Source organism: Scytonema hankhaensis NUACC26 (assembly GCF_045865695.1).
In the GTDB taxonomy this organism is placed as follows: Bacteria; Cyanobacteriota; Cyanobacteriia; order Cyanobacteriales; family Nostocaceae; genus Scytonema.
The window spans coordinates 18,847-39,487 of record NZ_BAACAP010000248.1 but is presented as its reverse complement, the minus strand read 5'-3'; the positions used below and the strand labels follow the sequence as shown (position 1 = coordinate 39,487).

Genomic DNA, 20,641 nt, shown 5'->3' with positions numbered 1-20,641 from the left:
AGATTACCATTAACCGACTTTCAGCCATCCAAAAACCTGCTCGACTGTCAAATCCAGCGTTAAAAATTGCGGAATAGGAAGAGTATCGTTACCAGTCAACTCTACAGGTTCTTGTCCGGGGATAAACACCAAAATTATCCTATCTTCAGGGTCAATTAACCATCCTAACTCAGTACCGTGTTTGAGACAGTGCAAAATATTGCTAATAACTTTAGTAGCTTTCTGGTCAGGTGAGAGAATTTCTACCATCCAATTAGGATGAATTTCAAAAGCATTAGGTACTTCACCATCCGCATCAAAGGGAATTCGCTGCCAAATAAATACAGTAGCATCTGGCACAATCGAACGCCCGCCAAAAGTGCAGCGCAATTCTGGGAAGGCTAGGGCAATTTTTGCGGTTTCTGCAACCTGATTGACTGCATCACAAAACTTCAGTTGTAGACGCGAATGTTTACCTTGAGGCATAGGCTTTTGGTAAATCCAACCATTGATAAATTCACTGGCTGGCTTAGTTTCTGACAGTTTGAGGAATTCTTCGAGAGTCAAAGATGTTGCTGTTGTCATAGCCTTGGTTAGAGAAATCGCCAGTATGCTATTATGCTATCTTTAGTAAGCACTGCCTGCTACAATCTTTTACCCAAAAGCTGCAAGTCCTCTTTCCCCAGGCAAAATTGCCTCCTTAAAAGGTTTGTAACACGTTCCATCGAGCGGCAGAAGATTGGCAAAAAATGTCAAAATAATATGACCATTAGTATCCCTTCCTATGATATGACTACCCTGAACATCTCCCTACCTGATTCAATGCGGGCATTTATCGAAGAACAAGTCAAACAAAAAGGTTATGGTACAGCGACTGAGTATATTCACCATTTGATTCGCCAAGAACAAGAAAATGTTGAACGCAAACGTTTAGAAAGTCTTTTACTGGAAGGTTTAGACAGTGGCGAGCCAATTGAAGTTAGTGAGGACTGGTGGGAAAACAAAATTTTTTAAAGTAAAAAGTCTTAAATATTAACACCTTCGTTTAGTACTACAACGAGATGTTGATGTTGTCATAGCCTTCTTAATTTTACCCTCCGTCAAAATTTATCATTAACCCACTGCAAATCCGGTATACTGCCTAACTAAAGGTTCATGAAATGCTAAAACAATATCTGATTTTGGGACTCCCAACTTTACTAACTCATCGGCAATACCAATTTCTGTACCATCATGGTGTATCCAAATTTTCTCACCTTTAATGTCTAGATGCAAAATACAACCGTACATTGGCTTTCGATTCTTCCATCCTGTATGAACAACTTGATAGCGATCGCGCTCGGTATCGAAAATCAGTTCAGTTTCCGCTTCTCCATCTGATGGACTAAGACTGGCATAATCGCTTAATAATTGTTTGATATATGTGCGATAGCGTTCTAGTTTTTCCATTCTAAAATTACCTCACTCACTGGATCGTAAATTATTAAAGTAATTAGAAAACGTTGAATTATAGTTTGTACAAATGGAAGAATAAAAAACTTACGATACACACCGACTGGAACAGCCAAATATAAAATTCGTTCGGGTTGCTGTTCTTCCAAAGCGACTCGATAGTTAATAAATTGCCCTATGGCAGTATGAAATTCAGAAATATTTGATGTGCCGATAAAACTTTTAATTTCAACAGCTATTTTTTCCTCTCCACGTTCTGCAGCAATAATTTTTTCTGCTCCTAAGTCAATTTCCATATTCACCCCACCTACCTGAATTCTCAGTGGGTCATCTGTAACCAGCCAACCCTCCTTTTCTAAACCTTTCCTAACTGCATCATGAAAAACATCTTTAGCCATTGAGTTCTTAATACATATCTATATCGATTATGCCTATTACTTCAAACTATAGCAAGCCTGAAAAACTTGGTGGGATGGGAGTCCTCGTCAGTTATTGTCAATAGCGGGCAGGATGCCCGCACCACAAGAAATTTGGGAAATTTTGGGAATTTTGTGTTTGGAAACCCAGATGGCGTGGGATTAATGTATCGGTGCTAAAGTATCCACTCTACCAAGTACTGACATATCTTCCTCATCTAATGCCACTGGTGTACCACTGCGAATCAGTTCGGCAAAATCCTCATTAGGAACCATAATAGTCAACGTATACAATCGACTGGAACCTGTATTTTTAATCAAATGAGTCCCTGTAGGCGGAACTAATAAACTATCTCCTGCTTTAATGGGAACAGTTTTACCATCACACATAGCGACTCCTTCCCCTTTCAAAACAAAAAACATTTCTACTGCCATTTGATGGCGGTTGGGGGGTGTTTTGCCGCCAACATCAAAAATTTCTACACAACACGTTAAAGAAGTATTGGCGCTAGCTGGATCGAAGACGATCGCTAACCGATTTGAGTCGCTAGGGCTAATCCGATAAGCTTGGTAATCTTTTGGAGACTTAACGACAGGAATGACACAACGAGTCGCACGCATTGATTTATCCTCCTTGGTTATTGAGGTTATTTAGTGCTGTTAAAACAGATTGGGAATTAGTCACAAAGCCAAAGCACTGGTTGACGTTGTAAAGTGTCGCCAGCCAACAGTAATCGGGAGAAGTTGTGGCGGTACAGTCTTTGATTAATAGGCAGTCATAACCCAAGAAATTCGCATCACATAGGGTAACCATGACACACTGATCGGCATTAACACCCGTAAATAATAGAGTATTTCTACCTAAGTTCTTTAAGATACTGTCTAAGGGCGTATCCCAAAAACCACTCATACGGTATTTATCGACTCGAATATCTTGGGGTAAATGTTCCAATTCATCCACTACCGCCGCCGCCCAACTACCAGCCATTAGAACCCGCGCACCATTACTAGGTAAGGGAGCGCCCAATCCGACCCCTTCCCCTGTCGGATTGTAGACGTGAAGGACATTGGCACTAATATTAAGTAAATCGGGACGATTACCCCAATTCAACCAGATAACTGGAACGCCTTTTTCCCGAAGTGCAGGCAATAAAGCTTGCAACGGTTCAATGGGTTTACGTGCTGGAGTAATATCGACACCGATATGCGCCAACCAACCATCAGGGTGACAAAAATCGTTTTGCATATCAACGACGAGAATGGCAGTTTTTGCCAAGTCAAGGCGCAGAGTTTTAGTTTCTGTTGTTAAGATAACGGGTTGTGGGGGTTGGGGAGGACGAGTAATATCTGCAAACGTCTGGCTGACAGCCCATGCGTTTGGTGCAATTCCTAAATTCCGAAGAGGTACATTCATCACATTGCAATACCCGAAACCATTGCTTATTTTGTAACGTGAAAATCCTCTAAACGTTCGATTACTTAATTAAGGTTAAATATGGTGTTCACTATCCAAAATGTCTCGATCGCCACTGACGATGATTATGTCACCGTAGACGTGCAAGTTATAGACGGAACTATAGCTAAGGTAGCACCTCATTTAGAAGTTGTTGGTACTGTAGTTAACGGTGAGAATAAATTACTACTACCGGGATTTGTCAATGCCCACACTCACTCCTCAGAAATGTGGCAACGAGGAGCTATTCCACCTTTTCCATTGGAATTATGGCTGGCAGAACTTTATGATTTTGCACCTCTCGATACAGAAAAAGTTTACTTAACTGCTCTAAGTACGGCGGTAGAAACTCTACTATCGGGTGGCACAAGTGTAGTGGATCATCTCATACTTATTCCAGGGCAAGAGTTAGAAACAATTGCAACGGCTGTTCGCGCTTATCGAGAAATTGGCATCCGCGCCTTTGTTGCACCCCTCATTCAAGATGAATCCCTGACAGCTGGTATACCATCCGGGGAAATCGAGCAAACACACGATCCCTACTTTCGCTCAACCACAGCAACATTAGAACTTATAGAAGAAGCTGTCAGACAGTTTCACCGTCCAGATGAAGGGATAAATATTCTCGTTGCTCCCACAGGGATACAATTGTGTTCCGATGCTTTGTTTGAGGGGTGTAGTGAGTTAAGCGATCGCTACAATCTTTGCCGTCACTCCCACTTACTGGAAACCAAAGCACAAGAAAAACTAGCTCGAGAAAAATACGGTTGTACTGCTGTCGAACATTTAAAGCGCATTGGTTACCTAGACCATCGTACCACATTAGCCCATTGCGTTCACCTCACAGACAACGACATTGCCATTCTTGCCGAAACAAAATCCACAGTTGTACACAATCCTTTAAGTAACTTGCGTTTGGGCAGTGGCATCGCCCCCATTTTAAAATACCGTCAAGCAGGAGTAAACGTATCTTTTGGTTGCGATGGAGCGTCTAGCAACGACTCCCAAGATTTACTAGAAGCAATCAAGATCGGTTCCATATTACACAACGTTACAGATTTAGATTACCAGCATTGGATTACACCCCGTCAGTCAGTAGAAATGGCATCATTAGGTGGTGCAAAAGGATTGAATGTAGCAGAGACACTGGGTTCAGTCACTGTAGGTAAGAAAGCTGATTTGGTGTTGTACGATCTCACTAGCTTATCCCTGTTACCACGTACAGATCCCATTGGTTTATTAATTCTCGGTCGCCCTACCAATGTTGTAAATAGCGTATGGGTAAATGGCAAGCAGATTGTTGCTGATGGAAAAGTAAACAATATTGATGTCGATGAGTTACGACAGCAGTTGTTTAACCACAGTCAATGGCATGCAAATCGCAAATCTCAAACCGTAGCCCAAATTGAAGCACATTATCGGGCAGTGATGGGGTTATAAGATGGCGACTGGCGATTGGTGATTGGGAACTAGGAAAGAGACATCTTCATGCTTGGTTGTGGGATTTTCCCATGAATGACCGACCTGTAAAGATACTGGGTTTCTGAAACTCAGTATTTTCTCCAGGAACAGAGTTGTAAACAATCGTTAATTTTTAGGGTATTTAAAGCTTAGTTTAACATTCTAGTATTGACCATCACATTTCCCCAAAGCATAATGGAATAGGTTTTGGTATCTTTATATCCAAACTGTACCAGGATAAATAACTAGTACATTCAAAAGTGAGGTAAAAAAGGTAGTAAAAGTAACTCGTATCTACGTAAAGCAGAAATTAAGACGATCTGCAAACTCCTCAGCGTTTTATAAGGATACTGTTGGCGAATGGTAGAGCAGACCTGACCTCGTTGACCTCGTTCCTGGGCTACAGCCTGGGAATGCCTTCCGAGAGGCTCCGCCTCCAGTACTCAGTTACGTAGATTCTACATATTCAGAGGTTAAAAGTCTTACAAGTTTTTAAACTTTGTATTCTTCTCGCTCCAGTAGATAGATGCAATCAGTTTTAGAGTTAAAACTGATTGACATCTTAGGGATCTCTATGTACACACAAGTCGAAATTACCCCCCTTAATCCCCCCTTGGAAAGGGGGGAAATTGAATGTTCCCTTAGAAAGGGGGGAAATTGAACGTTCGGTTCCCTCTCCTTTTCAAGCCAAATCATGGTTTTATACCTGTTGCTAATGCGATTGAGGGAAACTAGATTTCCGGTTCCCTCCCCAATCCATCGGGGAGGGTTAGGGTGGGGTAAAACCTCATATCGAACCTAAATTCGTCAGTTATTTCAACCTTGTGTGTACGCCAGAGTTATTAATTATCTTAATTTAAAGAAAAAATTATGAGTTCTGTACAAGTTTTAAATAAAGGGATCGCATTAGCTAAAACTAAACTGCAAGAAAAAGCGCAAGAACCTGGGTGGAGAGACTTACTGACAAGAGCATTTGATAATTTAACTTCATGGTCTCAAGTTGAAAGTTTAACTCAAGCGTGGAGTTTGGGAGATTTTAGCAATCTTCCTCACATTGAAATTGTCAGTTCAGATATTCTGGGAAACGCAAATGCAGCATATGCAGCTAGTTTAAATACAATTTATATTTCACAAGATTATCTTGAAAAGTATAGAAACCAGCCAGAAGATATTGTATCTGTTTTATTAGAAGAAATTGGTCATTCTCTGGACAATCATCTAAATTTTAATCTAGATAGTGCGGGAGATGAAGGAGCAATTTTCTCAGCCTTAATTCAAGGCAAAGTTTTAGATGACTATCTACTGCAACAATTACGAACAGAAGACGATCGCATTTTCCTTCACGTAAATGGGCAAGTTATAGCAGCAGAAGCGGAGACTAGTCCAGAAAGTAACTTATCCTTTTTAAGTCAGTCTATAAAACCTTTATTTGATAACCTTAAACAGGCAGTTGCAGGACAAACTTTAAACAATCTGCCAATTTTAGGTGATGTTCCCCTCGGTAATTACGTTAACGAATTCATTACAGATACAGTTGAAAAAAGAATATTAGATGAACTCGATAAAATTACTAACAAAACTACAGCTTCTGTACAGCAAGCTTTATTTGATGCGTTAAAGCCTGAAAGTCAAGGTGGCTTGGGCTTGCTGTTAGACTTAGATAATAATAATTTAATCGATCTCAATGATATTAAAACTCCTACTGATGCTACCAGTATTGGGTTTCAATTCAAAATTGGGAAAAGCTTTGCTCCCGATATTTCCTTATCAAAAAGTTTAGGTTTGCCTAATTTAGGCGTTAACTTAACAGGAGGGATAACTCCTAGTTTAGCATTTGGTTTAAATGTCGGCTTTGGAGTTGATAATACCACTGGTGCTGATGCTTTTTTCTTTGACACAGCTACCCCAGAGGAATTCCAAGTCGAACTTAACGCAAATCTCAAAGATAAAACTGCTCAACCTTTAAAGTTAGCTGGTTCGCTGGGCTTTCTACAAATTAGCGCTACTGACAACGGTAGTAACCTCAATAGTAAATTTGCTGTTGACTTGACAAATACCACAAGTCAGCGTGTTAAATTGTCCAATCTAAACAATATCAGTCTTGGTTCTCCCAACTTTACTGCAAATGCTAACCTAAAGTTACAGCTTGATACTGGCTTGGATAAAAATGGTAATTTACCATCAATTAGCGCTGACTTTAATGTCAACAACTGGAGTTTAGGTGCAGCTATTCCCAATGTTGAATTTAAAAATGTGGCTCTAGACTTAGGTTCTTTTGCCAATAAGTTTGTGGGACCAACTCTCAAAGATATCCAAAGAATTACACGTCCTATTGACTCAATCCTCAGTCCTCTTGTTGAACCATTACCTGTTATTGACTATTCCTTACTTGGTATTGCTCAACAATTTGCACCAAGTTTGATACAACCCGGTACTGAAGAGTTTATCAGACAAATTACTAAGACTCTCAAGCAATTCAACAGTCTTGCAAGTGATGCTACAAACGGGATTAAAATTTATCTTGGTGATTTCAACACTAATCCAAATAACCCAAACCCATCTCCGGACGTAGTACAAAAAGTCGGAGCAAAGTCCATCTTACCGCTTGGGGAAGAACCATCCAACAGCTATGTTGATTCCCTCAAAAAGCTCGAAGAAGAAGATGGGATTAAATTTCCGCTTTTGAGCGATCCAACCAAAGCGTTTAATTTGCTATTGGGTCAAAATGTGACTCTTTTTGAGTACAACCCACCTGGATTAAAGTTTGAAACGGGTACATTAGGTTCGGGGATTATTCCTCCGATTCCTGTTTTTGGACCAGTTGTCATCCAGATTTATGCAAAAGCTGGCGCAAGTGCTCAATTTGGATTTGGTTATGATGCACAAGGATTGATTGATTTTACCAAAAATAACTTTCAAAATCCTGTTGACTTAACTAACGGATTTTTCCTAAGTAAACCAGACAACAAAGGTTATTTTACTATATTTGGGGAAATTGGTGCGGCTGCAGCAGTTAATCTTGCTGTTGCTGAACTTGAAGTAGGCGGAGGACTTAGAGCTACTGTTGAATTAGGGAAAAATTCTCCTTCTAAAGTCCGGGGAAGCGAACTCTATGAAGACCCTCTGTGTTTATTAGCACCTAGTGGCAATTTAGCTTTAATTATCTTTGGGTCTGTGACTCTCGACTTAGGCTTTTTTAGCTTTACAAAACGTTTGGACTTAGCCAATATCAACCTTATCGATTTTAGCACGGGTTGCGATCCAAACGATAAGCACTTTAATGTTGAAGACCCAGAACCTGACCCGGAAACTGAAGAGTTTTTGAAAGCACAAGGAGTGATTGACCGAAAGGGTACGAATAATGGTGAGACCATTACGGTTCAATATCTTTCTGGTAATAAAAAGGATGGAAATGAATCTGTACTTCTGCTAGGACTCGATTTTCCACAAGGAAAGCCTCCTGGAAAACAATACGACTTTCTCAAGGCGATCGCTATTGATGGGCGTTCTGGAGATGACACTATTACCCTGACTGATGGCGTGGATGTGTCGGCTCAACTTGATGGTGGAGAGGGGAACGATATTGTTATTGGTGGAGAAGGTAGTGATTTCTTAACTGGGGGCGCAGGTAGCGATCGCCTTGACGGTAAAGAAGGAAATAACACCACCAGCTATACAGATGCTCCTAAGGGAGTCATAGTGAACTTAGCTGCAAACATAGCCATAAAAGATGGTTACGGTACGGTTGACTTACTGCAAAATATTCAAAATGTTGAAGGGTCGCAATTTAGAGATATTATCACAGGCAGTTCCGAGAAAAATTTCATTGACGCAAATGAGGGTAACGACGACATCTTTGCGGGTGACGGCGATGACGTTCTCCTTGGTGGTGCGGGACGAGATATTCTCGATGGCGGTACGGGAGTTGATACAACAACATATTTAACTTCTCCAGGTGCAGTTTTTGTTAACCTCCGCACGGGTAAAGCTTTTGGTGGCGAAGCGGAAGGCGATAAGTTAACTTCAGTTGAAAACGTCCACGCTACCGTTCTTGATGATGTCCTCATTGGCAATAATTCTGATAATGCTTTAGGTGGCTACGAGGGCGATGACAAGTTAGAAGGTGGTGGAGGGGAAGATTTATTAGATGGTGGTGGCGGTAATGACACGGCTATCTACCGCAATTCTAATAGTGCTGTGAACGTCAGTCTCAAAAATGGTAAAGGTTCGGGAGGAGATGCTGAAGGCGATAAATTAGTCAAAGCCAAGATTCTGGACAAAGATAAAAAACCTGTAGAAACAGAATATAACTCCATTGAAAATCTCATCGGTTCTAACTATAACGACACTCTTGAAGGCGATATCGGCGACAACAAACTTGAAGGGTTAGCAGGTGACGATACCCTCAAAGGCGAAAACGGTAACGATACTCTCATTGGCGGCGCGGGTGCAGATAGTTTTGATGGCGGTTTGGGTATTGATTGGGCTGATTACAGCGAATCTCCTGGTGGAGTGAATGTCTATCTTCAAGGCGTTGGTTCTGGTAGCCATGCTCAAGGGGATACTTTTGTTAACTTCTTAGGGACTTCCACTGTTGAGAATTTACGCGGGTCAGATTTTGGCGACACCCTCATTGCAGATAATGGAGTTAACGTCATTGATTCTGGTTTAAGTAGCGGCGGTACAGATAACGTTGATGGTGGTGGATTAGCAGATACCCTCATTGTTGATTATTCCATCCGAGATATTGGTACGGGAATGACGGGCGGTTATACCGTTGGTTCTGCAATATCTGGAGGTTTCTTGCGACAACGCAATTCTGGTGGTTCGGTTTTAGATGCTGTTAATTTCACTAACATCGAACGTTTAGTTGTCAAAGGAACCATGAAAGATGACTCAATTATCGGTGGTTCTGGCAATGATATTTTAATTTCCGGAGATGGTAATGACACTATCTATGGCGGTCGTGGTGGTAACTTGATTCTTGCTGGTGATGGGAATGATGTTGTTTTTGACCAAAACGATGTCAATCTGGAATTTAAGAGTATTCCCAATAACACATTTGGCATTTTTATTGATGGCGGACGTGGAATTGATACTCTATCCATCGACCTTTCGGGTAAGGTTGTGAAGACGAGCAACACCACACTGCAATACAATATCTCCCTAATTGGAACCAATCCCTTAGTTGAAAATCCCACACAAGCACTGATTCTCAGTGATGGAACTGCAATTCGTAACTTTGAAATTTTCAAAGATATCAAAACGGCTGGTGGAAATGATACGCTCATCCAATTGGGAAGAGTTAATAATAATTTTAGTACCGCCCAAGGAAACGATCTCGTCAATGCGGGTTTGGGAATAGATGTTGTCGATGGCGGTCAAGACCCAGAACCTGTTGTTATTGCGTCAGTACCATCAATAAACGAAGACTTATCAGTTAATGTTCTGCAACAAGTCGGAAATACGAATAGTGAAGGGAATAACTCGGTAGTCGTTCCTCAAGAAGTTGTCAATCAAATTGAAGATGACTTGTTAGTTATAAACTACTCAATTGAAGATATTGGGACGGGAATGCTGGCAGAAATTCCCAATTTCAATGCTAAAAATAGTGGACGTTACTACCGGAATACCAGTAATAGTGTTAGTATTCTAGATGAAACTAAGTTTACTAACTTTGAACGCTTCAACATTACTGGAACTAGTAAAAATGACCAAATTTTTGGTGCGGATTTAAATGATTTTCTGGTTGGTAATGCTGGCGATGACTTAGTTGTCGGTAATGGTGGTAAAGACCAAATCCAAGCGGGAGAAGGAAAAGATTTTGTTGTCGCTGGTAGTGGTGATGATATCGCTACTGGTGATGATGGCGATGATATTATAGTTGATGGATGGACATTCAATACATCTCAAGTCAATAGTGCTGTTGCGATTCCAGGGATTGCGATCGCCCTTGGCGCAAGCCGTACCCGGCTTATCGCTGACGGTGGTAATGATACCTTTGATGGTGGTACTGGTAATGATGCTATCAATGGTGGTACTGGAGACGACCAACTCAGTGGCGGAAACGATAACGACCTCTTAGTTGGTGGTGAAGGTAACGATAATATCAAAGGGGACAGTGGCAATGATATCTTAATAGGAATTAATTTTGGTGTAGAAGTTTACCCAGGACTTAATTCGGAAATTGATACTTTAAGTGGTGGTAGCGGTGCAGATGAATTTTGGTTGGGTGAGGAGACATTCGTCTATTATGACGATAACAACCGTTCTACTGTAGGAGCAAATACTTATGCTTTAATTACCGATTTTAATTCTTCAGAGGGAGATATTCTCCAATTACAAGGGGTGAAAGAAGATTACTTCACTCAAATTGCTAATAATTCCATCGAAATTTATCGAAAAGATGCTCAAACAGCCCCATCTAGAGACTTGATTGGAATTCTCCAAGGCGTCACTAATTTTGATTTGAGTGCTAGTTATGTACGCTATGTCAATAACACCCAGCCAGCAAACACACTGAGCCTTTTACAAAAATTTAACTTTCCTCAAAATACAAATCTAGCATCTCAAGCGAACATCACTAACCAGATACAACCTTTATCGTCTGGAGTACCTCCATTAGGTAGTCTCCCCATACAAAGCCTCAAAGCAGATGTTCAACCATTATCGGCTTCAGACGCAACAGCAAACTTTGTCATTACTCAAGATGGAGATGGCGATGGATTACTCAGTAAGTTACTGGGAAATACCAACGGACTGAGTAACTTTAAGGTAAAACTTAAAGGCGATAGCCGAGCATTTGGGACTTTCCAAAACGATCCCTTTGGTTTGGGTGAAGGAATAGTACTCAGTACTGGTAAAGTTGTCGATCTACCGGGTAAAAATACGGCTGATGGTGGTCTTTCGCCCGGTACTAATGTCTCATTAAAGTTTGATAAACTTGACGGTCTCACAGGAGGTCCCACTAACGCCGTAACTGCTGTCTACCGGGCGGATTTAACTAATTTGGGATTTGACCTCAAATCTTTAACAATTGGTGATGGTGGTGTCATTGGTGGTAGCAACGGTCGATTTACTGGATTCGATTTAGATGGGATTAAAATCAGCAATACCAAAATTACCAACGCTGCTGACATTCAAAGTTTACCCAGCCTGAATGTCTTTGATTTTAGTCCCATAGGAACCATCTTTACACCAGGAAATCAACGCCCACCCAGCGATTCTGAAAATCCAGATTTGTTTGGTACTATCAATGGTACGGTTAATAATGGTATTGCAAATCTAGGAAGTTTTGATGCAGTAGCGACTACTGATAGTAGCGCCAATGGTTTTGTTAGTTTAGGGAATTTAGGGAAAGCTGGCTTTAACTTAAGACAGTCGTTAGCTTCAGGACAACCGCTTTATCTTTACATAGGTGAAGTTGGTGATAATGGTGAAGTTGCAGGCGGTAATATTACTGTTTCCAATCGCGAAGTTAACAGCTTAAACGACCTCAGCCAAGATTTTGGTTTACCAGGTGTAGCAGATGATGCTATTTCGATGGAAATAGAATTTGATGCTGATGCTAATACGCAATATGTATTCTTCCAATTTGCGTTTGGTTCGGAAGAGTTGGCTGAATATGCAGGTAAGTTTAACGACGCCTTTAGTTTAGAACTCAATGGCTTTAATATGGCGCGGTTGAGTGATGGAGATACTGTCACCATTAATAATTTAGCTAAAAATCCCTATCCCTCCTCATATCATCCTGACTTAATCTACAATCCAGTTGGTACTGGTCCTGCTAGCAGTCAAACGAAATTAGATGGCTACACCAAACCTTTGACGTTTGTTGGAGTTGTTGAACCAAACTCCCGTAACAAATTAGCCATTAATGTTAAAGATAACCGGGATGGTTTATTAGATTCTGCTGTTTTTCTCAAAGGTGGAACTTTCGGAATTACTGCACCTAAACCCCTTGACGGAAGCAAACCGGGAGTCAGTATCAAGCCAGAAGACGGCAAAGATACGGTTATAATTACCGAAGGTGGCGAGACGGGTAGTATCAATATCGTTCTGGATACTATCCCCAGTCAGCCTGTGACGATTACTATTGAACCCGGTTCTCAAGTCGATTTGGGTAATGGACTGGGTAAACCCATAACAATTACCTTTACTCCCACCGATGCTTACATTCCCCACACGATAACAATTTCGACACCGGATGATGGTATTCAAGAAGGTACGCAAACGGAGACAATAAAATTCACTGCTAGCAGTGCTGACCCCAATTACAATGGTGTTGTCATTCCGACCCTCAACATACAAGTTAACGATCCAACTAATGGAGGTGGGATATCAGGTGGTCAATCGAGTGTCACTGCTACTGCAAATGATTTGTTGTTTGTATCGGGAAGTGGTTCGCAAGTTGAATTAGAATTTGCCCTTGAGAAAAATAACGGTAAATTTGTTAATGAAGTGGGTGTGTTTGTCGTTGATAATGATAAAGGTGAAATTAACGGTATTGCACCCGGTCAACCTGGTTATTTGCAAGCAGCAATGACACGTTCTCAAGTCCTTCTCTCTGCGCTTGCAAATCATCCCGCTCCCGATTTACAAGGAATTCGCAAGCTGAATTTTAAATCTGGTTCTTACCTCAGCTTTTATTTAGTCCAAAATGCTAGTACTGATGACGTTAAAGCGAATTTAGCGGCTTCTCAACCGACTCCTAATGTATTTTTCTCCTCGAATTTGGCAAATATTGACAACTTCGACCACTTGCAAATAAATAGTCTGAATGATGGGGTATTGTCTGTTAAGTGGGAAGACCAAATTGGTGGAGGCGACCAGGATTTTGATGACTTAGTTTTAAATGTTAAAACTAGCAATAGTCCTCTGACGATTGGGACTAAATTACAAGCAGAACGCGAACTTATTGACTTACGGGGGATAAAAGGAGCGATCGCCCTTGGCGCAAGCCGTACCCGGCTTATCGCAACTCAGTTTACAATCAACAGTGAAGCCGCTTACAAGAATTCTGTTGGCTTTTATACTATTGACGACGAAACAGGACGGCTTGGAAATCTCAAACCAGGAGATTCAGGTTATGTGGAAGCCGCATTCCAACGTACCATTATTAACTTGAATGGGGATACAACAAATGTCACGGGACAGTTCAATGGCGATACACTCATTGCACCGTACATTATCGCCAATGGTACTATCGAGCAACTTCGCGCTCAAAATCCAAATAACGTATTAGGTACTGGTTCAGTTGTATACTTTGCCTTTACAGAAGTCAACACCGATAAGGTAGACCATATTCGCCTGCTTGGGGATAATAAATTCGGTTTCGAGGATATCCATAACGGAGGCGATCGCGACTATAACGATATGGTCGTACAATTGAATTTTACAAGCACTGGAGGTTTAGAAAATTTAACTCAACCCTTCAGGTAAATCTCAATCTCTAGGCGACTCTTGTCTCTACCCTAGTAGTAGAGACTAAAGACATTATCCTCTTGATAAGTTTTTGCCAATCATTGACCGATGTAGGTTTGGCAAAGTGCTGAATCTCCATCCTATCTAACTCAGCAATTTCACCCTGACTAGCAGAACTAATCGTGGCGATGACTGGTATGTTTTTGAGATGAGATTGCTGCTCCATCCAAGTTATCAATTCAATCCCATTGATATCTGGTAGAATTAGGTCAGCCAACACTATGAGTTCTGGTACGGGAAAACAATCTCGATGACTATATAACCCTATTTCTGATAAGTAAGTTAAAGCGCTAAATCCATCTTCTACATATTGTAACGAAATAGGTAAGCGGGATTTGGCTAAAATACGCTGAATCAGCCGTAGTTCAGGTAAATTGTTTTCTACCAGTAAAATAGTAAATTGTTTTAAATTAGTCATACTTTTTCTTTAATGACTAGAGAGTATCAAAGGTATTTTTAGGTAGATGCTGTACCTGTTCTAGCCAACATAAATCTGTTAATTAGAACTTTGTTGTTTAGTTTAGGGATCAATTATGAAGAATGCATGGAGAGGATCGCATCCGTGGATACACCCAACCTACGCACGGAGATTAAAAAATCTTTATGTGTAATTAAGTGGATTTGCGGTTAAAATATAAACAGTAGACTAATTTACAAAACACTTACACTGCTATAGCAATCCTATCAGATGTTTAAAATATAAGTAGGGGAGCCACCCGAAAAACGCAGGTTTCCCCGCGACTGCTAGGAGTGGCGTGGTAACGATCGCTTTAGATCCTCCTAAATCTCCCTTTCTAAGGGGAAAGAGTGAGAGTCTTTTCCCCCTTTCTAAGGCTGCGGTGTACACACATCTTTAGAGATCCCCCTAAATCCCCCCTAAAAAGGGGGACTTTAAGGATTTTTCCCCCCCTTTTGAAGGCTACGGTGTACACACAAGTCTGAAATAGCTAGTAGACAGAGGTTTTAGTCTTCGTTTTACCCCACCCTAACCCTCCTCTTGTAAAGGGGAGGGGACTGAAAATCTAGTTTCCCCCCTTTCCAAGGGGGGACTAAGGGGGGTAGTTTCGACTTATGTGTACACCGTAGCTTTTGAAGGGGGCTAGGGGGGATCGAAACTGCAAGAAGGCACTTCAGGAAACTTGTGTGTACACCGTAGCCTTTCTAAGGGGGGTTGGGGGGATCTTGATACAACAGTAGACTTTACCAAATTGAAGCACTTTATCGGGAAGCGATGGGATTATAAGATCGAGAAAAATGGTATCCTCTAGATACCGTCTTTCTGAAAATGGTAGCAAAAGTGGCAGAAGTGGTGAAAATATGCGATCGCGAAGCGCAAGCCGTACCCGGCTTATCGCAATTTTATTCCTCTCATCGCCAAAAAATCCTAACATGATAAAAAAGTTAGTTGTTGCAGGAATTTTTTTGACTTTGATAAACTTTACTAATAGAGCAAGCGCAGAAGTCAGCAATTTTGAAGACCCCAAACAAGCCCTAGTAACTATTGAGGCTCCTTGGGTCGTCAAGACCGATAAAACAGAAAGACCATCAGTTGGTAGTAGTGCGGCGACATTGCTTAAAGTAGATAATGAATTGCAATTTCAGGGCGAACTTGCTGCTATTTCCGGGAATGAAGGACTTGTAGGGTTTGCATTTATAGAAACACCAGTTTTTTTAGACTTAACAGCATATAAGTACATTGAGTTTTACGCTAAGTCTCAAGATCCTAAAGTCGTCTATACACTAAAAATAAAAGATGACCAAGAAGAGCAAAGTGCTGGTATTCTCACATTTGAGCAAGAGTTTGTTGTTGGGACAGAATGGACAAGGGTGAAACTTCCTGTGAGTCACTTTCAACCCAAGATTCGGGGGAAACTTGCTAATAATTTTGAGTTGCATCTGTCTCAAGTGCGATCGCTTTCTTTTCAAATTAATCGCAGTAACCAGGAAGTTGGTTCACCAATCCCACTACAGTTTGCTTTAGATATAAGTTCTAAAGTATATTTAATAAATCAAGATTGACCAAAAAAACTGAACGTATTAATTTGTACTGATACGCAAAGTCTTACACTGCTATAATTTCAGCAGGATTCTTCTATTTTCCTCTTCTCTCAACTTTCAAACTTGTAGGGGCGCAAGCCCTTATTCTCAATCATGGTTTTGAGTACGAGATATGTAGGATCTTACCGACTATAGAAAAACCCGCACGAGCATAAATCCGTTTTTCTGCTTCGTGTGCCGCCATCAAAAAAGGAACAGAGACACCCGAAGCAAAAGCTTCTTGTACCAATCGAGTGGTGAGTGCTCCAGCCACACCCCGACGGCGAAAGGCAGGACGTACACCGATACCTGCAATTTCAGTTGTTTGGTTACTAGGTACGGTACACACCCCAGCGCCTACAGGCTCACCTGTTGCTATAATTCGGGCTAAAACAGCGATTCCACCTGCTTTAAGGCTACTTTTCAAAGCCGCGATCGCGCCGACATCTGGTGGAGGAGCGCCGTAAGCTTCGTTCTGAACCGAGATTGTGGCAAATAAATCGTCATCAGAAACTGGCAAAATCAACTCGATCCCTGGAGGAATCGGAAGACTTTGCTCCGAGCCAGGAGCGTAAGTCATGAGCGGCAGATGCCCCTCAACGCAAAAGCCCGCATTAATTAACACCTCTTCAACAGCAGGTGCTAACTGTGTGATGTATTCTAAACGCGGTCTCCGCAATCTTTTTTCATAGGCAACAATGAGAGCAGTCACATCTACAGGTGATGGTGTGGCGTTTTCATCAGGAATGGCATAGTTGAGGAAAGGATTATTGTTGGAACGCGAGAAAGTGGCAAGAAATGGACCAATTTGCTCTGTATCGCGTTGATGGCTGGCTGCAACACGTAAATATGACTGAATATGAGATTCCATAAAGAGCAATACCCCCTGAAGTTAATTCAGCTATCCCTATTAGACTGTTGTAAAGTATAAATCCTAACAGGATATCGAGTTTAGTAAAAAACAGACATACACTTATCAGTAGCGATATATAGCGGTTTTCAATTGGGTGCAGTACATAAAAAAGTTATGGAACCGCAGCCTGTAGCAGCCCGTAGCAGATAAATCTGTATTTCATTCAAGTGAAAACTGCTATAGCTGCTAGTATATAAAAGCGATGAAGAGATCGGATATAAGCGATCGATAGGTGCTGGTTTGTTGTGTAAACCTATTTTCTAGTGTAAGATTGCTACAACATCATGGATTATTAAACACCTATTTCTGACAGTGTAGAAATCTGTGCTGTTTGAGGCGACCGAGTTTCTTTCGCGTTCATTAGCTTATGCTTCAATACTCAAACCGCCGCTCAAAGCTTCTAGTTACCTTTTTTAGAGGCGCAATCGTTCTGATTTCCATCATCTTGATGCTCAGTCATTCAACACGTTCTCTGTCTCAATTATCCTCTGACTCAACACAACCCGACCTGACTATTAATGCAGAGACTCGCTCAAAAGTCATTGATGCGGTTATCAAGAATCTGGATGGCTATGTTTCTCCAGAAGTTGGGAAGCAAATTCAAGCAAATATCCGAAAGCGGCAGCAAAGTAGAGATTATGATAGCATTACTAGCGCGACTCAATTGGCGAGAACTTTAACTTCCCATATCCAAGCGATCGCGAAAGACAAGCATCTCAACGTGTTCTACAGCCATAAACCATTCCCTGCTACTGACGATCGCTTGAAAGCAACTGACCCTCAAGAACGAGAAAGAGCCAGACGAAGCCTAAGTTGGGAGAATTTTGGTTTTCACAGAGTTGAGCGATTAGAGGGGAACATCGGCTATCTCGATCTCCGAGGTTTCTTACCATCAGAAGATGCAGGAGAAGTTGCAATAGCGGCTATGAATTTTTTGAGCAACACGAGTGCGCTGATTATCGATTTGCGGCAAAATAGCGGTGGTTCTCCAGACATGGTTGCTTTAGTCTCGACTTACTTGTTTGGCGATCGACTCGTTCATCTCAACGACTTATATTGGCGAGAAAAAGATACTTCGGGAAAATACCGCGATCGCATCGAACAACATTGGACACTTCCTTACGTTCCAGGTAAACGTTATCTGAACAAAAATGTTTATGTTCTGACAAGCAAAGATACCTTCTCAGCAGCCGAAGAGTTTGCTAATAACTTACAACAACTCAAACGAGCCACAATCGTTGGTGAAACAACAGCAGGAGGTGCAAATCCTGGTCAGTTTTTAATCATCAATAACAATTTTGGCATTTTTGTTCCTACAGGTCGTGCAGTCAATCCTCTAACTAAGACAAATTGGGAAGGAATAGGGGTGCAACCAGATGTCAAAGTTTCAGCCGAACGAGCATTGAAGACTGCTCATTTAGCTGCACTCAAAGCAGTTTTAGCCAAAACAACTGAGTCAGAATTTATAGAGGAATTGAACAAAGCAATCGCAACTTTGCAAAAGGAATTAGCTTCAAAAGATACAGATACTCAAGCTGAGAATAATTATAGGCAAATCGTAGATAAAGCTTGGCAAGCTATCGAGCGCTCTTTTGTAGGTGAAAACTACAACACTCAAGCTTGGTTGCAAGTCCGACAGGAAATGTTGCATAGAAGATATACCAGCAAGCAAGCAACGTATGAAGCTATTCATACCATGCTAAGTAAACTACACGATCCAGAAACTCGTTTGCTCGATTCTCAGCAGCGACAGCGCGTTGAGATGGACAGCAATGGGGAGTTAATTGGGGTTGGTTTGATTGATTTTTCTGTGGAGACAGATGAAAAAACCAAAGAACTTAGGGTAGTAACTCCCATTGCGAACACTCCTGCTGCTAAGGCTGGTCTACGACCAAAAGATATTGTTCAAGCAATTGATAGTGTAGCTACAAACCGTCTGAGCCACGATGAAGCAATGTCGAAGCTTCAGGGGAAAGCAGGTACTCAGGTTCTTTTAACTATACGTCGTGATGGTAGTCAGACCTTTAACCTACCATTACGGCGTGAAGCGATTAAAGTGCAGCCAGTCCGGTTCGAGTTGAAGCGGGAGATGGGTAAAAACATTGGTTATATTGCTTTGAGTCAGTTTACACCCAATGCGTCAGGGGAGATGCACAACGCTGTCAAAGAGCTACTAAATAAAAATGTAGATGGCTTTATCCTTGACTTACGCAACAACCCTGGTGGCTCGCTAAAAACTTGTACGGAGATTGCTAGTATGTTCTTGCATAAAGAACAAGTTGCGACGCTCAAAGGTCGAACAGGAATCTTAGAACAAATTCGAGCAAGTGGTACAAGGTTAACCGATAAACCCGTCGTAGTTTTGGTCAATAATGGAACTGCTAGTGCTACTGAAGTTTTAGCAGCAGCACTGCAAGATAACCGCCGTGCAGTATTAGTTGGAACAACTACCTTTGGTCGGGGAAAAGTGCATTCAGGAGAAGAATTGTCGCATGGTTCTGTTATGATAATAACGATTGGCAGCCTTGTGACTCCAAAGGGATATCAGATTCATCGTAAAGGGATTGAGCCAGATTACGTAGTTGAAATTCCTTCAACCGAGCGTCAGAATTGGAAACCAGCAAACATGACTGTTATGAAAGATTCCCAGTATGTCCGAGCACTTGCGGTTCTGTTACAGCGTGTTAAACAAAGTGCGTAATCCCATGAGTGGATTTTAGATTTTGGATTGGGGAAACTTTGCTTTGACTTGACATAGTGTTGTCACATTTACTAACCAAGATAGTAGTAGAGTTGTTATTTAGTTCAAGATGTTTCGCACGTTTTCTCTAAACAAATCTACAACCAATTTTCAAGTTTTAGTGGCTGGAATTGCTCTGAGCCTTTTTGCATCTGGATTAACATCAAACATCGAACAGCAAATCGCGCAACCTCTATCAAAATTTGCAGCTTCTAGTCTCACAACTTCACAAGAGCCAACAGAACAAACTAGCCAATCTGCGCTTATATTAGCATCTGTAGTAGCAGGTAGTCTTATTGTTGGTGTTGCTTTAAGAGGTACGGGTCATAAAAGTGCAAGTACAGCAAGCGCTTCCTCGTTTGGAAACAAAAAGAATACTTCTCTCATTCTCCCTCGAGGAAGCCGCAAGCTGCAAAAGAAACTTCTGCTCTTATTACACGACGATCGCGAAGCAGCAAATCGACTTCTTACCCAAGCTATGTTGAAGTATCCGAACAAAACAGCAGATTGGTATTTTGAAAAGGTAATCTACGATTTAGTACGCGATCGCCATGCATAACGATCGTGACCTGAACTGCTGCATGAAAGTTAACAATTTTCATCCGAATGAGGTACGGCTTCATCCGCGTGCGTCCGCGTGCATCTGCGGTTCCATAACTTTTTTGTGTATTGGGTCTAAGTGAGAACCGCTATAAATCGATAATAAT

General features: G+C 41.4%; 13 protein-coding genes. 6 read left to right on the top strand and 7 right to left on the bottom strand.

The annotated features are described in order from the left end of the window. Nucleotides 1-9 precede the first annotated feature (9 nt). Nucleotides 10-564 carry a Uma2 family endonuclease gene (locus ACKTT2_RS45425; protein ID WP_407899121.1) on the bottom strand — a complete coding sequence of 185 codons (555 nt, stop codon included), beginning with the start codon at nt 562-564 and terminating at the stop codon, nt 10-12. A gap of 177 nt (nt 565-741) precedes the next feature. Here ACKTT2_RS45425 and ACKTT2_RS45420 point away from each other — a divergent pair, with 177 nt between their 5' ends. Then, nucleotides 742-993 (top strand): type II toxin-antitoxin system ParD family antitoxin, encoded by a 252-nt coding sequence (locus tag ACKTT2_RS45420; RefSeq protein WP_407899119.1) that lies wholly within the window; start codon nt 742-744, stop codon nt 991-993. Nucleotides 994-1,092: 99 nt separating this feature from the next. Here ACKTT2_RS45420 and ACKTT2_RS45415 read toward each other — a convergent pair whose 3' ends face one another. The 4 genes from ACKTT2_RS45415 to ACKTT2_RS45400 form a co-directional block, all read right to left on the bottom strand. Continuing rightward, nucleotides 1,093-1,428, bottom strand: coding sequence for a XisI protein (locus ACKTT2_RS45415; RefSeq protein WP_407899117.1), 336 nt, complete (start codon nt 1,426-1,428; stop codon nt 1,093-1,095). Next, on the bottom strand, nt 1,416-1,829 hold the full coding sequence (locus ACKTT2_RS45410) for a XisH family protein (RefSeq protein ID WP_407899115.1): 414 nt from the start codon (nt 1,827-1,829) through the stop codon (nt 1,416-1,418). Before ACKTT2_RS45410 ends, ACKTT2_RS45415 begins: the two co-directional genes overlap by 13 nt. Before the next feature lie 180 nt (nt 1,830-2,009). Continuing rightward, nucleotides 2,010-2,468 (bottom strand): cupin domain-containing protein, encoded by a 459-nt coding sequence (locus ACKTT2_RS45405; RefSeq protein ID WP_407899113.1) that lies wholly within the window; start codon nt 2,466-2,468, stop codon nt 2,010-2,012. Between the two features lie 4 nt (nt 2,469-2,472). Next, nucleotides 2,473-3,261 carry a cysteine hydrolase family protein gene (locus tag ACKTT2_RS45400; protein WP_407899111.1) on the bottom strand — a complete coding sequence of 263 codons (789 nt, stop codon included), beginning with the start codon at nt 3,259-3,261 and terminating at the stop codon, nt 2,473-2,475. A gap of 81 nt (nt 3,262-3,342) precedes the next feature. On the opposite strand from ACKTT2_RS45400, the gene ACKTT2_RS45395 reads away from it, so the two are divergent. Together ACKTT2_RS45395 and ACKTT2_RS45390 are read left to right on the top strand one after the other, a co-directional pair. Then, complete coding sequence (locus ACKTT2_RS45395; RefSeq protein WP_407899109.1) at nt 3,343-4,740, top strand: amidohydrolase; 1,398 nt, start codon at nt 3,343-3,345, stop codon at nt 4,738-4,740. An 891-nt stretch (nt 4,741-5,631) separates the two neighbouring features. After that, entirely contained in the window at nt 5,632-14,202 is an 8,571-nt protein-coding gene (locus ACKTT2_RS45390) for a choice-of-anchor L domain-containing protein (RefSeq protein WP_407899107.1), read from the top strand. Nucleotides 14,203-14,212: 10 nt separating this feature from the next. Here the strand turns inward: ACKTT2_RS45390 and ACKTT2_RS45385 are convergent, their stop codons facing one another. Then, nucleotides 14,213-14,662: a response regulator gene (locus ACKTT2_RS45385; RefSeq protein WP_407899104.1), complete on the bottom strand. Its 450-nt coding sequence runs from the start codon at nt 14,660-14,662 to the stop codon at nt 14,213-14,215. Nucleotides 14,663-15,498: 836 nt separating this feature from the next. Between ACKTT2_RS45385 and ACKTT2_RS45380 the strand changes: the two genes are divergently transcribed. Beyond that, a complete protein-coding gene (locus ACKTT2_RS45380) occupies nt 15,499-16,263 on the top strand; it encodes a CIA30 family protein (RefSeq protein ID WP_407899102.1) in 765 nt (254 codons plus the stop codon). 130 nt (nt 16,264-16,393) lie between these two features. Here ACKTT2_RS45380 and ACKTT2_RS45375 read toward each other — a convergent pair whose 3' ends face one another. Beyond that, nucleotides 16,394-17,152, bottom strand: coding sequence for a GNAT family N-acetyltransferase (locus ACKTT2_RS45375; protein ID WP_407899100.1), 759 nt, complete (start codon nt 17,150-17,152; stop codon nt 16,394-16,396). 409 nt (nt 17,153-17,561) lie between these two features. Between ACKTT2_RS45375 and ACKTT2_RS45370 the strand changes: the two genes are divergently transcribed. After that, nucleotides 17,562-19,895 carry a S41 family peptidase gene (locus ACKTT2_RS45370; RefSeq protein ID WP_407899098.1) on the top strand — a complete coding sequence of 778 codons (2,334 nt, stop codon included), beginning with the start codon at nt 17,562-17,564 and terminating at the stop codon, nt 19,893-19,895. A 109-nt stretch (nt 19,896-20,004) separates the two neighbouring features. After that, complete coding sequence (locus ACKTT2_RS45365) at nt 20,005-20,493, top strand: hypothetical protein (protein ID WP_407899096.1); 489 nt, start codon at nt 20,005-20,007, stop codon at nt 20,491-20,493. The last annotated feature ends 148 nt before the right edge of the window (nt 20,494-20,641 follow it).

Coding starts and splice junctions, on each gene's coding strand:
- ACKTT2_RS45400 (WP_407899111.1), bottom strand. CDS start 3,261: ATGAATGTACCTCTTCGGAATTTAGGAATTGCACCAAACGCATGGGCT.
- ACKTT2_RS45425 (WP_407899121.1), bottom strand. CDS start 564: ATGACAACAGCAACATCTTTGACTCTCGAAGAATTCCTCAAACTGTCA.
- ACKTT2_RS45390 (WP_407899107.1), top strand. CDS start 5,632: ATGAGTTCTGTACAAGTTTTAAATAAAGGGATCGCATTAGCTAAAACT.
- ACKTT2_RS45420 (WP_407899119.1), top strand. CDS start 742: ATGACCATTAGTATCCCTTCCTATGATATGACTACCCTGAACATCTCC.
- ACKTT2_RS45370 (WP_407899098.1), top strand. CDS start 17,562: ATGCTTCAATACTCAAACCGCCGCTCAAAGCTTCTAGTTACCTTTTTT.
- ACKTT2_RS45375 (WP_407899100.1), bottom strand. CDS start 17,152: ATGGAATCTCATATTCAGTCATATTTACGTGTTGCAGCCAGCCATCAA.
- ACKTT2_RS45415 (WP_407899117.1), bottom strand. CDS start 1,428: ATGGAAAAACTAGAACGCTATCGCACATATATCAAACAATTATTAAGC.
- ACKTT2_RS45405 (WP_407899113.1), bottom strand. CDS start 2,468: ATGCGTGCGACTCGTTGTGTCATTCCTGTCGTTAAGTCTCCAAAAGAT.
- ACKTT2_RS45410 (WP_407899115.1), bottom strand. CDS start 1,829: ATGGCTAAAGATGTTTTTCATGATGCAGTTAGGAAAGGTTTAGAAAAG.
- ACKTT2_RS45365 (WP_407899096.1), top strand. CDS start 20,005: ATGTTTCGCACGTTTTCTCTAAACAAATCTACAACCAATTTTCAAGTT.
- ACKTT2_RS45395 (WP_407899109.1), top strand. CDS start 3,343: ATGGTGTTCACTATCCAAAATGTCTCGATCGCCACTGACGATGATTAT.
- ACKTT2_RS45380 (WP_407899102.1), top strand. CDS start 15,499: ATGGTATCCTCTAGATACCGTCTTTCTGAAAATGGTAGCAAAAGTGGC.
- ACKTT2_RS45385 (WP_407899104.1), bottom strand. CDS start 14,662: ATGACTAATTTAAAACAATTTACTATTTTACTGGTAGAAAACAATTTA.